Raw genomic sequence first — 13,015 nt, forward strand, 5'->3', positions numbered from 1 at the left:
GAGCCCACCGGCACCGTCGACTTCCCCACCACCAGACATGGCCGGTCGAGGTGGGGCGCGAGGGTGTCGATCGCGGCGTCGACGTAGCTCATGTCGCAGCCGTACTCGCCGTGCTTCTGCGGCGTGTTCACACACACGAAGTGCACGTCGCCGAAGGCCGCCGCCTCCGCGTACGAGGTGGTGAAACGCAGCCGCCCGGTCGAGCCCTCGACCCCCGCCACGTGCTTGCGCAGCAGGTCCTCCAGGCCCGGCTCGTACATCGGCACCCGGCCCGTGGACAGCAGCTCGACCTTCTCCTTGACCACGTCCAGGCCGAGCACCTCGAAGCCCAGCTCCGCCATCGCGGCGGCGTGCGTGGCACCGAGGTACCCCGTGCCGATCACAGTGATCTTCAAGGTCATGGTCCCGAGCATAGCCGTGGCCGCTGACGCACCGACCTGGGCAACCATGCACCCTCGTACGGAGTCTGACTCGTGAACGCGCCATACGAGGGGTGGGGATCGTGGCGAGGCGGCATCTGGACGGAGCGGGCAGCGGAACCGACGAGCCCGGTACGCCGCGCGCCCGTGAACCGGAGGCGCCGCACGCCGCGGACACGTCGACCGCCGCGCACGCGGCGTACATCGACGCGGCGTACGCCCCGGACGGGCCCGGCTCCGACGCCGGCGCCGAGGACGGTCCCGCGGGAACCGCCGGCGTCGACGCCGACCCGGCCGACCCGGCCGACCCGACCGGCACGACCGCACCGGCCGACCCCGACGCCCCCGCCCCCGCGCCCGCCGAGCCCCGCCGCCGCATGAGCCGCGGCCGCAAGGTGCTCCTCGGCGCCGTGATCATGCTCGTCGCCGGTGTGCTCATGGTCGCCGGCGGCCTCTGGTGGGCGTACGAGCACTACACCGGCCGCGTCGACCGCATCCCGAACGCCTTCCCGACCGACGTCCCCGAGAAGCACCAGCCGACGCCGTCCAAGGGCGGCGAAACGTACCTTCTCATCGGCGTCGACGCCCGCTCCGACCTCCCGCTCACCGGCGCCGCCGCCAGCGAGCACACCTGGGAGCCGGGCGCGCAGCGCAGCGACACGATGATGCTCGTCCACCTCCCCGAGGGCCGCGACGGCGGCTACGTCGTCTCACTGCCCCGCGACTCCTGGGTGGACATCCCCGGCCAGGGCGACGCCAAGCTCAACGCGGCCTTCTCCTACGGAGGTCCCCCGCTGCTCATCGACACCGTGCAGCGGATGACGAAGGTCAAGATCGACCACCTCGCCGCGATCGACTGGAGCGGCTTCAAGCGCCTCACCGACGCCGTGGGCGGCGTGGACATCACCATCGACGAGACCACCCCGCGCCGCAACGGCGGCGGCGAGTGGACCGCCGGCACCCACCACATGGACGGCCAGACCGCCCTCGACTACGTACGCGAGCGCCACGGCCTGCCCCGCGGCGACCTCGACCGCACCCAGCGGCAGCAGAACTTCCTGCGCGCCGTCATCACCGAGACCATGGCCGCGGACAACTTCTCCAACCCGCTCAAGGTCAAGCGCCTGCTGGACGCGGTCACCGCCGCGGTCAGCGTCGACGACACGTTCTCGGACGGCGCGATGCGCGACCTGATGTGGGACATGAAGGGCGTGCGCTCCAGCGACCTGGTGTTCATGAACGCGCCGGTCGCCGGTCTTGACATGATCGACGGCCAGTCGGTGGTGCTGCTGGACGACAAGGCCGGCGACCCCCTGTGGGAGGCCATGCGCAACGACACGATGGCGCGGTACGTCGAGAAGTACCCGACCGACCGCCTGGGCAGCACCGCACCCTGAGCCCCGCAGCCGCCCCCCCGCCGCGCCTGTCGTCAACGTCACGTAGGTCCGCTCGCCGCGCACCGCATACCATCAGAACTACTGAACGGTAATGAACATGCGCGGGAATGGAGAGAGCCTTGGCAGGAGCGTCCGAATTCGACCTGTACCGCCCGGCCGAGGAGCACGACATGCTCCGCGACGCCGTACGCTCGCTCGCCGAGACGAAGATCGAGCCCTTCGCCGCCGCGGTGGACGAGGAGGCGCGCTTCCCGCAGGAGGCGCTGGACGCGCTCGTCGCGGCCGACCTGCACGCCGTCCACGTCCCCGAGGCGTACGGCGGCGCGGGCGCGGACGCGCTGGCCACGGTCATCGTCATCGAGGAGATCGCCCGCGTCTGCGCCTCCTCCTCCCTCATCCCGGCCGTCAACAAGCTCGGCTCGCTGCCCGTGATGCTGGCCGGCTCGGAGGAGCTGCAGGCGAAGTACCTGACGCCGCTGGCGAGCGGCGAGGCGATGTTCTCGTACTGCCTCTCCGAGCCCGAGGCCGGCTCCGACGCCGCCGGCATGAAGACCCGTGCCGTACGGGACGGTGACTCCTACGTACTCAACGGCGTCAAGCGCTGGATCACCAACGCGGGCGTCTCCGAGTACTACACCGTCATGGCCGTCACCGACCCCGAGAAGCGCTCCAAGGGCATCTCCGCCTTCGTCGTCGAGAAGTCCGACGACGGCGTCTCCTTCGGCGCCCCGGAAAAGAAGCTCGGCATCAAGGGCTCCCCGACCCGCGAGGTCTACCTCGACAACGTCCGTATCCCGGCGGACCGCATGATCGGCGCCGAGGGCACGGGCTTCGCCACCGCGATGAAAACCCTCGACCACACCCGCATCACCATCGCCGCCCAGGCCCTGGGCATCGCGCAGGGCGCGCTCGACTACGCGAAGGGCTACGTGCGCGAGCGCAAGCAGTTCGGCAAGCCGGTGGCGGACTTCCAGGGCGTGCAGTTCATGCTCGCCGACATGGCCATGAAGATCGAGGCCGCCCGCCAACTGACGTACGCCGCCGCGGCGAAGTCCGAGCGCATTTCGGCCGGCGGCACGGAGGCGGACCTCACCTTCCAGGGCGCGGCGGCGAAGTGCTTCGCCTCCGACGTGGCGATGGAGGCCACGACGGACGCGGTCCAGCTCCTCGGCGGCTACGGCTACACGCGCGACTACCCGGTGGAGCGCATGATGCGCGACGCGAAGATCACCCAGATCTATGAGGGCACGAACCAGGTCCAGCGCATCGTCATGGCCCGCAACCTGCCCTGACAGATCCCCGGGTCGGATGAGATTTCCAGGCCCCGCCGGGAGTTCCCGGCGGGGCCCGCGCCGCTTCCGACCGTGATCGCCCGCGGGCCGCGAAAAATACCAAGTGCCGTGCCGGTGAACGCTGTTACGGTGGAGACCGCCGCGAAGCGAAGCCCGGGGTTACTTCCCTTTCACCAGAGAACAGTTCCTCGGGCGACTGGTACTCGCAGCACCCCTTCGGGGATCCGACAACTGGATACGGGTAATCGGCGAAGCGCAGTGCGGGGGTACTTCGTTTCGGGAACGAGTGGTTGCAGGTTCGAATCCTGTCGCCCGCTTAACCGCGGGTGTAGCTCAACGGTAGAGCACCATGTGCCTCGCACGTCTGGTACTCGCCGGTCTCCCGTGTCCAGTTGCCGCCCCCGAATTCCGGTCGCTCCGCGGCCGGGCCGACAATTGCAGAAGGCATCGCGAAGCGCAGTGTGGGCGTACTTCCACTCCTAATGGGGGAGGTCGCGGGTTCGAATCCCGTCGCCGGCTCAGGGTCGGCGTAGCTCAGTGGCCAGAGCACCACGTAGCTCACGCGACTGGTACTCGCGGTGTCTTCTGCAATCCGTCCGTCGGCCCGGAATCTCTTTTCCCCTCCAGGAGGACCGCCATGGGCAAGTTCACTTCCCTGCGCACCGGTCCCGGCTCGCCGGTGACCACGACCGGCACGACCACCACCTTCGAGGGCGGCGCCGGTTTCACCCGGGACGCCAAGAGCGACCTCTTCCTTTTTGCCGCGGTCAACATGGCCGGTGAGGACACCTTCTACGAGAGCGCCGGCGACCGCGACCAGCGGTTCCGCCACCTCGTGCGCGTCGCGACGAAGCAGGACCCGGACTGGGTCGCCTCGTTCGTGCCGTACCTGCGAGGCGAGATGAACATGCGCTCGGCGGCGATCGTCATGGCCGCGGAGTCCGCGCTCGCGCGCCGCACCGGCACCGACGTCGACCCCACCGTCCCGGTGCGGAAGATGGTCGCCTCCGCGATGCTCCGTGCCGACGAGCCGGCGGAGTTCCTCGCGTACTGGAAGCAGCGCACCGGGAAGGTGACGCTGCCCGGCGGCGTGCAGCGCGGCGTCGCCGACGCTGCCGCACGGCTGTTCACCGAGCGGGCCGCGCTGAAGTACGACGGGGCGAACGCGCAGTGGCGGATGGCCGACGTCGTCGCCCTCGCCAAGCCGACCCCGGCCGGGCCGTGGCAAGCCGACCTGTTCGACTACCTCGCCGACCGCCGCTGGAAGCGGAACGAGGTGCGCGTCACCGAGCGCCTGTCGACGCTGTCCACGTACCGGGCCGCGACGGCCATGCCGCAGGACGAGCGCCGGGCCTGGTTCCTCGCGGACCCCGACCGGCTGAAGGCGGCCGGCATGACGTGGGAGCAGCTGTCGTCCCTCGGGCCGATGGACGCGGCGGCGTGGACGGCGATCATCCCGCACATGGGACTGATGGCCCTGTGCCGCAACCTGCGGAACTTCGACGAGGCCGGCGTGGCCGACGCGGTCGCCGCGCAGGTGGCCGCGCGGCTGGCGGATCCGGAGCAGGTACGCCGCTCGCGGCAGTTCCCCTTCCGGTTCCTGTCCGCCTACCGGGCGGCGCCGTCGCTGCGCTGGGGCCACGCCCTGGAGCAGGCGCTGGCCGCGTCCACGGCGAACATCCCGGCCCTGCCGGGGCGCACCCTCGTCCTGGTCGACACGTCCGGCTCGATGGGCATGGGAGTGTCGGCGAGGAGCCAGGTGCGGCACGTCGACGTCGGCGCGCTGTTCGGCACCGCGCTCGCCGCCCGCGGCTGCGCGGTCGACCTGGTGGGCTTCGCCAACGGCGTGTTCCGGCACCGGCTCACCAAGGGCGGCAGCGTGCTGCGGCAGGCGGAGGAGTTCTGTGGCCGCGTCGGTGAGGTCGGGCACGGCACCGCGACCGTCGCCGCGCTGCGGGAGACGTACGACGGCCACGACCGCGTCGTGATCGTCTCCGACATGCAGGCGTTCGCCTACCCGGGCCGGGTCCGGGGCCGGGTCCGGGGCGGGGCGGTGTCGGACGCGGTCCCGGCCGAGGTGCCGATGTTCGGCATCAACACCACCGGCTACGGCAAGGCGTCGATCGACACCGGCCGGCCGAACCGGTACGAGATCGGCGGCTTCTCCGACGCGCTGTTCCGAATGATCGGCCTCCTCAGCGCCAACCGCACCACCGGCTGGCCCTGGGAGAACTGACCGTCCGCCGCCGGCCCGCGCCCCCGCCGCCTCCTGGCGGCGGGGGCGCATCAGATACGTCCGGCCGAGAGTTCCACGGGGCCGTTGAGTTCGGCGACCGGGAGCCCGATCGCGGCCTGCACGCCCACCGCCGGGCGTAGCGTGGACGTATACGTCCTCCGGCGGGGGTGCACATGTCCAAGCACAGTACGATCGGCGACCGCATTGCCGATCTCCGTGACTACCGCGGTCTTACCCAAGAGCAACTCGCCGAGCGCTCAGGCGTCTCCGTCGATACGATCCAGAAGCTGGAGCAGAATGTTCGGTTGGGCGCCCGCATCACCACCCTGGAGAAGCTTGCCCGGGCCCTCGACATCGAACTCCCTCGCCTCCTGGGGCAGCTCACTACGACCGCTGATCTCCCCGACGGCGGCGGCCTGCTCGAACTGCGCAACGCCGTCCAGGACACCGCCGTCCTGCCCGGCGTCCCGTGGGGCGACACCGACGAAGATGCCCCCGCGCTGTCCGATCTGAGGTCGGTTCTCGCCACGGCACGGACCCACTATGAGCGGGGCGAGTACACCGAGCTGACCACCACGCTTCCCGCCCTCGTACGCGACCTCCAGGCCACCACCCGCGAAACCCTCGGGGGCACCGCCGAGTACGACGACGCGTGGGGCATGACCGCCGCGACGCACCTGATCGTCGCCGACGTCGCCAGCCAACTCGGCCGCGCTGACCTCGCATTCACCGCTGTCGAGCGTGCGCTCACCGCCTCCCAGCGTGCCTCCGACCCGCTGCGCGAGGCGATGGCGGTGTCCGCGCTGTCGCTGGTGCTGCTCCGGCAAGGCCGCTGGGACAAGGCGCAGGCTGTCGCCGAGCGGAAGGCCCACGCTCTCGCGCCCCGGTTCGGTGTCTCAACGTCCGAGGAGGTGGCGGTGTACGGGCTGCTGCTGCTGACCGCCGCCGTTCCGGCAGCACGGGGCTCCCGTGCTCAGCAGGCCACCGAGATGCTGACCCAGGCGAAGGCCGCGGCGGTGCTCGCCGGTGGCGAGATCGTCCGGGTCCGCAGTAATTCGTTCAGCGTGTTCAGCGTCGCCATGCAGGCAACGACCGCTGCGCTGTCCGGTGACGACGCCGACCCGGCTGCCGCGCTTGAACACGCGCGTGACGTGCGGCTGAACCGGCTGCCGTGGCCGATCAGCCGGGCGCGGCACCAACTCGACATCGCTCATGCGCAATATCAGTTGGGAAACCTCACCGGCTCGCTTCACACGCTGCTGAAGGTAGAGGAGGAGCAGCCGGAATGGATCCGGCACCAGGTGCTCGCCACGGACACGGTGCGGGAGTTGCAGGAGGCAGAGCGGCGTCGCAATCCCGAGTTGCGGCGGCTCGCCGCCCGGTTGCGTGTGGATCAGGAAGCCTCCAGCATCCCCACTGTCTGGTGAACCTTTGGCCACCACTCGGACGTGATGTCCGAGTGGCCGCGCAGGCTGGCGGCGGCTACGGGGCTTTGTCCGTGGTTCACCGCGCGACGGCTCCCTACTTTCGTTCGTGACGCCGCGGCGCCGACCACCGCACTCCCACCAGAGCCTGGTCGGCGTCGCTCCCCTCACGAAGACGCAGGGAGCCGCCATGGTCCGCCGTACCGACGCCGAGAGCGCCCGCCGGGAAACGCTCGCCGACGCCGCGGCGGGCATACTCACCGTCCAACCCGAGGCACCGCCGACGCCCGAGCGTCCGCTGATGACGCTGCGGGTGTCCCGCGACAGCGGCCGTACGTGGGGGCGCCGGATGCGGTTCTACGCCCGCGACTGCGACCCTCCTCTGCTCAACGGCACGATGCCGCCGTGTGAGTGCCCGCGCTGCCACGGGGGCCGCCCGTGAGCGCCGACCAGCGGCCCGTCGAGCCGCCGCGTCGACTTCCGCCGGTGTCCCGGCGGCCTCGCTGCCCCGAGCCGTTCAACCGGCGACCGGCCACCGCGAGCCTCGGCAACGCGCCCGACTGGCGCGGCTACCCGCCCACCACCCGGAAGAAGGGCTCGTGATGCGGTACTGCACCCACTGCGGCCGACTCGGCACCGAGCAGAATCCGGTGGAGTCCGTGGGCGAGGCCGGCGAGTCCGGCGGCGGGTCGGTCGTCTACGCGCACCCAGACTGCTGGCCCAAACCGCGCCGCACGTCTCCGACGCCCGCACTGCCGACCAGACCCACCCGGCGACTGCCGTGACCGGCCGCCACCCGCCGGACCCGGCCCCGGAGTCAGAGGCGGGCTATGTCCGGGATGGCCGCCTTGGGTTTGCGGCGCGGGGGCATGCGGCCCAGGAGGCAGATGTAGCGCGTGGCGCGGTGCCGCTGGCCCTCGGCCTCGTACGGAGCGAGCAGTTCCAGCATGCGGTCGTCGTCCGCGTCGCGTTCGCGGACCAGGGTGTAGCCCACGATGCGGGGCAGGTGCAGGTCGCCGACGGTGACCGCGTCCGGGGCGCCGTTCACGCGCTGCAGGGTCTCGGCGGCCGTCCAGGGGCCGATGCCGGGGATGGCGGTGAGGCGGCGTACGGCGGCGTCGAGGTCCATCTGCGCCGCCGCCTGCAGCGCGCGGGCGCGGCGGACGGCGCGTACGATCGCCGCCGCGCGCTTGCCGTCGACGCCCGCGCGGTGCCACTCCCAGGACGGGATCATCGCCCAGCCGCGCGCGTCCGGCATCACCCGCATCCGCAGCTCCGCTCCCGCCGGGCCGGGGGCGGGAGTGCCGTGGCGGTGCAGCAGCAGCCGCCAGGAGCGGTGCGCCTCGTCCGTGGTGACCTTCTGCTCCAGCACCGACGGGATCAGCGACTCCAGCACCAGCCCGGTGCGGATCAGCCGCAGGCCCGGGTGGCGGCGGCGGGCCTCGTGGACGACCCGGTGGCGCGGTCCGAACGGCTCGGGGTCGTCCTCCGCGCCCAGCAGCGCGGGAAGTCCGTCCAGCAGCCACTCCGCGCCCGGGCCCCACGCCTCGGCGGTGACCGCGCCGTCCGCGGGGGCGACGCGCAGCGCTCCGGGGCCCGCCGGGGTGCGGCTGGCCCGCCAGATCGCGCCGTCCGCGACGCGGTACGCCGGGTCGCCGGGGCCGCGCCGCAGGACGCCGAGGGTGCGCCACAGGTCGTACGGGCCCGGGGGCGTCCAGGTCCGCGTGCGGACGCGGTGGTCGGGGTCGGGGGCGGCGGGCATGACGCACGACTCTAGCGCCCGCCGCCGTCAGCCACGCCGTCGGCCGGGGCAGGGCCGGTCAGGGCCGGTCGGGGCCGGGAGTTGCCCGCCCCGGTCGGCGGCGCCGACGAGTCGTAGCCGCCGGAGACGGCGCTGCCGGACGGAATACCGCGACCGCGTAGCCTGACGGCGATGAACCCCACCGCCGCCACCCCCGCTGCCCTGCTCGACGCCGCCCTCGCCGCCGATCCGGCCCGCCCCCTGGTCACGTACTACGACGACGCCACCGGCGAGCGCGTCGAACTGTCCGTCGCCACCTTCGCCAACTGGGTGGCCAAGACCGCGAACCTCCTCCAGGGCGACCTCGCCGCCGCGCCCGGCGACCGGCTCGCGCTGCTCCTGCCCGCCCACTGGCAGACCGCCGTCTGGCTGCTGGCCTGTGCCGCGACCGGCGTCACCGCCGTACCCGCCGACCCTGCCTCCCCCGACACCACCGCCGCCGCGGACCTCGTCGTCAGCGGCCCCGACGCGCTGGAGCGGGCCCGCGACTGCACCGGCGAGCGGATCGCGCTCAGCCTGCGCCCCCTCGGCGCCCGCTTCCCCCAGCCGCCGGACGGCTTCCTCGACTACGCCGTGGAGGTACCGGGCCAGGGCGACCGCTTCCAGCCGTACGCCGCCGCCGACCCGGACGCGCCGGCGCTCGTCGTGGCGGGCGCGGAGTTGTCCGCCGCCGAGCTGGTCGTACGTGCCCGCGCGGACGCGGAGTCGCGCGCGCTGGCGCCGGGCTCCCGCACGCTGTCGACGCTCGGGTACGACACGTGGGAGGGGCTCTCCGCGGGGTTGTACGCCCCGCTGGCCGCCGGCGCCGGGGTGGTGCTCTGCCCGTACCTGGACCGGCTCTCGCCCGAGCAGCAGGAGAAGCGCAGAGCCGACGAGCGCGTCGCGTAACGCCTTCTCCTTAAGAGATACGTACGCCCTCTACCGCCCGCCGGAGCGACGCGCGGGGGAAGTTATCGGCCGTAGCGCCTCATTCGTGATGCCATGTACCGAATGCGGCGGGCCGTACGACCCCGGGGGTGCTCGGCCGTCTGCAGCAGTGGACACCGGCCGAGTGAGTGTGAGGGATGGGCGCAGACGTGACCGGCCCGCGGGAGGGCGGCCCTCGCGACCCCGAGGGCCCTCGCGGCCCCGGCGGCCCCCGCCGCCCCGGGCGGCCCCGCCGCCCCCGCAGCCGCCGCCGCGTCATCGCCCGCCGCGTCGGCGTCGGCCTCGCGCTGTTCGTACTCACCCTCTCCGGCGTCGGCTGGTACTTCTACCAGCGCTTCGACAGCAACATCACCGTCGACTCCGCCACCGCCCGCGAGCTGCAGCGCTACGAGGAGGACCGCCCCGAGCCCGCCCCCGGCGGGGCCAGCAACATCCTGCTCATCGGCTCCGACTCCCGCGAGGGCACCGACCGCTACGGCCGCGACACCGGCGTCGAACGCTCCGACACCGCCGTGCTCCTGCACCTCGCCGGCGACCGGGACAGCGTCACCGCGATGAGCATCCCGCGCGACCTCATGGTCCACATCCCCGACTGCCGCCGCCCCGGCGGCGGGACGAGCGGCAAGCAGGTCAACCAGTTCAACTTCAGCTTCGCCTACGGTGGCGCCGCCTGCACGATCCGGGTGGTGGAGAAGCTCGTCGGGGTGCGCGTCGACCACCACGTCATCATCGACTTCCAGGGCTTCAAGAAGGTCGTGGACGCGGTGGACGGCGTGGAGGTGTGCCTGCCCGAACCGATGCGTGACAAATCGGCCAAGCTGCGGCTGCCCGCGGGGCGCCAGGTGCTCGACGGGGAGCAGGCGCTCGGCTACGTACGGACGCGCAAGTCCCTCGACGGCGGCAGCGACACCCAGCGCATGGCCCGGCAGCAGGAGTTCATGGCCTCGCTCGTCAACAAGGTGCAGAGCAACGGCGTCCTGTTCAACCCGATGCGCCTCGCCCCGCTGCTGGACGCGGTGACCTCGGCGCTCACCGCCAACGAGGAGTTGTCGTCGCTCGCCGAGCTGTACGACCTCGTACGCGTCGTGCGCGACGTGCCGAGCGAGCACGTGCACTTCCTCACCGTGCCGCGGCGCCCGTACCACCTCGACTCCAACCGCGACGAGCTGGTGCAGCCCGCGGCGCGCGAGTTGTTCGAGGCGCTGCGCTCCGACACCGTCGGGCGTTTCGTCTCGGAGGGCAGGAAGGCCAGGCAGAAGCGGGACTCCGGCGCCCCGCCCGCCTTCAAGGGAACAACCCCTGTGGATGACATCTGCCGATAGTGCGGATCAACGCGCACAAGGGGGGCACGGTGTATGGAAGTGATGCGCGGGATGTCCTGTTACGAGTGCGTGGAATTTGTCACGGACGTCGCCAGTCGTCGAATGAGGCGGCTAGTGTGAGCCGACCGGCCGCCTGACAGGCGGCCGTCGAGCATACGCAGAAAGACCGGGCGCCGGCGGGGGAGGCGCGGACCGACCGATGTGAGGACCCAAGCGACAGTGGATGGGCGAGGCCGTGGACACGCCGGCGAAGTCGACCCCGCCGATCAGTGGGTGTTCAACCCCGAGACAGGCAGCTACGAGTTGCGTCTCGACCCGCAGATCCCGGGTGGACAGGGCAGCCCGCCTCACGGCCAACACGCACCGGGTCCACACGGTCACGCCCCGCAGGGGTACGGCCATCAGCCCCAGGCGCCGCCGCAGCAGTACGTCCCGCAGCAGAACAGCGGGCCGCCGCACGACCAGGTACCGGGCCCGCAGCACGCCCAGCACCCCGGCGCACAGCAACCCGGCGCCCAGCAACCCCCCGGCCGGCACAGCGCCGCACCGCAGCCCGGCCTGCACCCCACCCCGCCCCCGCAGCCCGGCGCCCCCGAGCCCCCTCAAGAGCCCCGCCTGCCGTCCCAGCGCCGCCGTGGCGGCGGCGCGCCGGGCGGCTCCGGCGGTGCCGGCGGCTCCGGTACGGGATCGGGCTCCGGCCCGGGCGGCCCGCCCGACGGCCCGCGCAGCCGCCGCCGTCCCAAGCCCCGCAAGAGCGGCAAGCAGAAGGCGCTGATCTGGACCGCCAGCGGACTGGCGCTGGTCCTCGCCTTCCTCGCCGCCGCCGCGTTCCTCATCTACCAGAAGCTGAACGGCAACATAGACAAGGTCGAGGTCGCCGGCGAGGACCACGCGGCCGTCATCGACGGCCCGGTCAACATCCTCGTGATGGGCACCGACAAGCGCACCGGCAAGGGCAACACCAGCTACGGCGACATGGAGAGCCCCGGCCACGCCGACACCACCCTGCTGTTCCACGTCTCCGAAGACCGCACCAACGCCACCGCGCTGAGCATCCCGCGCGACATGATCACCGACATACCGGACTGCAAGACCAAGCAGGAGGACGGGAACTGGAAGACCATCCCGGGCACGTATGAGACGAAGTTCAACGAGAGCCTGGGACAGTTCGGCCGCGACCCCGGCTGCACCTGGAAGACCGTCGAGAAGATGACCGGTCTCGACATCAACCACTTCATCCTCGCGGACTTCAACGCCGTCAAGGAGCTGTCCTCGGCGGTCGGCGGCGTCGAGGTGTGCCTCGCCGAGGACATCAACGACCCCAAGTCGAAGCTCAACCTGCCCGCGGGCCGGCACACGATCGAGGGCGAGGAGGCGCTCGCCTTCGTCCGCACCCGCTACTCGGTCGGCTACGGCAGCGACCTGAGCCGGATCGAACTCCAGCAGCAGTTCCTCAGCTCGCTCATCCGCAAGATGAAGTCCGGCGGCTCGCTGAGCAATCCGAAGAAGCTCTACGACCTGGCCGACGCCGCCACCAAGGCGCTCACGGTGGACTCCGGCATCGGCAGCGCGAAGAAGCTCATGGACCTGGCGAACGACCTCAAGGAGGTCCCCCAGGACGAGATTACTTTCGCGACTTTGCCGGTCCTGGACAACCCTGAGGACGCGGCGACCGTCGTAATGGACGAGGCCAAGGCCAAGCCGCTCTTCAAGCTGCTCGACGCGGACAAGCCGTTCGACGGGGCGAAGAAGGGTGAGAAGGACAAGCCGGTGAAGAAGGCGGAGCCCGAGGAGGTGAGGGTCGAGGTCGTCAACGGCGGTGGGGAGTCCGGCATGGCGTCGGCCACCGCCCAGTGGCTTCTGAACGAGGGCGTGGGCTACGCCGCCGAGGCGGGCAACGCGCCGGACGACGTGCCCGAGACCCGACTTGAGTACGGCCCCGACCAGGCCGACCAGGCCGCCAGGGCCGCCGACATGCTGGGACTGCCGAAGAAGGCCATGAAGAAGACGGGGGAGAACGCGGGGGCCGAAGGCGCCATGACACTCACGCTCGGCCAGGACTTCACCCAGCCGGGCACACCGGTCGAGGCGCCGGACAAGGCGCCCGACGGGGTGCAGAACGTCAAGGCCGACGACAAGAACGTCTGTGCCAAGTGAGGCGTACGTGCGGACTGGGCACCGCACGTACGCGATCGAA

At 71.7% G+C, this 13,015-nt stretch carries 11 protein-coding genes and 1 tRNA gene; 10 read left to right on the forward strand and 2 right to left on the reverse strand.

All coding sequences use genetic code 11. The features are described from left to right. A partial coding sequence (locus T328_RS34230; RefSeq protein WP_496500162.1) for a 3-hydroxyacyl-CoA dehydrogenase NAD-binding domain-containing protein occupies positions 1–401 on the reverse strand: 401 nt, incomplete at its 3' end. A 101-nt stretch (positions 402–502) separates the two neighbouring features. Between T328_RS34230 and T328_RS34235 the strand changes: the two genes are divergently transcribed. The 7 genes from T328_RS34235 to T328_RS34265 all read left to right on the forward strand — a co-directional run bounded on the left by T328_RS34235 (position 503) and on the right by T328_RS34265 (position 7,371). Beyond that, positions 503–1,816 carry an LCP family protein gene (locus T328_RS34235; protein WP_496500163.1) on the forward strand — a complete coding sequence of 438 codons (1,314 nt, stop codon included), beginning with the start codon at positions 503–505 and terminating at the stop codon, positions 1,814–1,816. A 107-nt stretch (positions 1,817–1,923) separates the two neighbouring features. Next, positions 1,924–3,108, forward strand: coding sequence for an acyl-CoA dehydrogenase family protein (locus T328_RS34240; protein ID WP_496500164.1), 1,185 nt, complete (start codon positions 1,924–1,926; stop codon positions 3,106–3,108). A gap of 255 nt (positions 3,109–3,363) precedes the next feature. Further along, positions 3,364–3,425: transfer RNA gene (locus T328_RS34245), tRNA-Ser, on the forward strand. Between the two features lie 320 nt (positions 3,426–3,745). Beyond that, positions 3,746–5,344 carry a TROVE domain-containing protein gene (locus T328_RS34250; RefSeq protein WP_496500165.1) on the forward strand — a complete coding sequence of 533 codons (1,599 nt, stop codon included), beginning with the start codon at positions 3,746–3,748 and terminating at the stop codon, positions 5,342–5,344. A gap of 173 nt (positions 5,345–5,517) precedes the next feature. Then, positions 5,518–6,771: a helix-turn-helix domain-containing protein gene (locus T328_RS34255; protein ID WP_496500166.1), complete on the forward strand. Its 1,254-nt coding sequence runs from the start codon at positions 5,518–5,520 to the stop codon at positions 6,769–6,771. Between the two features lie 187 nt (positions 6,772–6,958). Beyond that, positions 6,959–7,210 carry a hypothetical protein gene (locus T328_RS34260; protein WP_496500167.1) on the forward strand — a complete coding sequence of 84 codons (252 nt, stop codon included), beginning with the start codon at positions 6,959–6,961 and terminating at the stop codon, positions 7,208–7,210. Next, positions 7,207–7,371 (forward strand): hypothetical protein, encoded by a 165-nt coding sequence (locus T328_RS34265; protein WP_496500168.1) that lies wholly within the window; start codon positions 7,207–7,209, stop codon positions 7,369–7,371. The genes T328_RS34260 and T328_RS34265 overlap by 4 nt, the downstream gene beginning before the upstream one ends. A gap of 214 nt (positions 7,372–7,585) precedes the next feature. Here T328_RS34265 and T328_RS34270 read toward each other — a convergent pair whose 3' ends face one another. After that, positions 7,586–8,530: a DNA-3-methyladenine glycosylase family protein gene (locus T328_RS34270; RefSeq protein ID WP_496500169.1), complete on the reverse strand. Its 945-nt coding sequence runs from the start codon at positions 8,528–8,530 to the stop codon at positions 7,586–7,588. A 171-nt stretch (positions 8,531–8,701) separates the two neighbouring features. Here T328_RS34270 and T328_RS34275 point away from each other — a divergent pair, with 171 nt between their 5' ends. From T328_RS34275 to T328_RS34285, 3 genes are all read left to right on the forward strand, one after another. Beyond that, positions 8,702–9,457, forward strand: coding sequence for a TIGR03089 family protein (locus T328_RS34275; protein ID WP_496500170.1), 756 nt, complete (start codon positions 8,702–8,704; stop codon positions 9,455–9,457). Positions 9,458–9,633: 176 nt separating this feature from the next. Beyond that, a complete protein-coding gene (locus T328_RS34280) occupies positions 9,634–10,818 on the forward strand; it encodes an LCP family protein (RefSeq protein ID WP_496500171.1) in 1,185 nt (394 codons plus the stop codon). 273 nt (positions 10,819–11,091) lie between these two features. After that, a complete protein-coding gene (locus T328_RS34285; protein ID WP_496500172.1) occupies positions 11,092–12,975 on the forward strand; it encodes an LCP family glycopolymer transferase in 1,884 nt (627 codons plus the stop codon). Positions 12,976–13,015 lie beyond the last annotated feature (40 nt).

It is taken from the genome of Streptomyces sp. CNX435 (assembly GCF_059570575.1).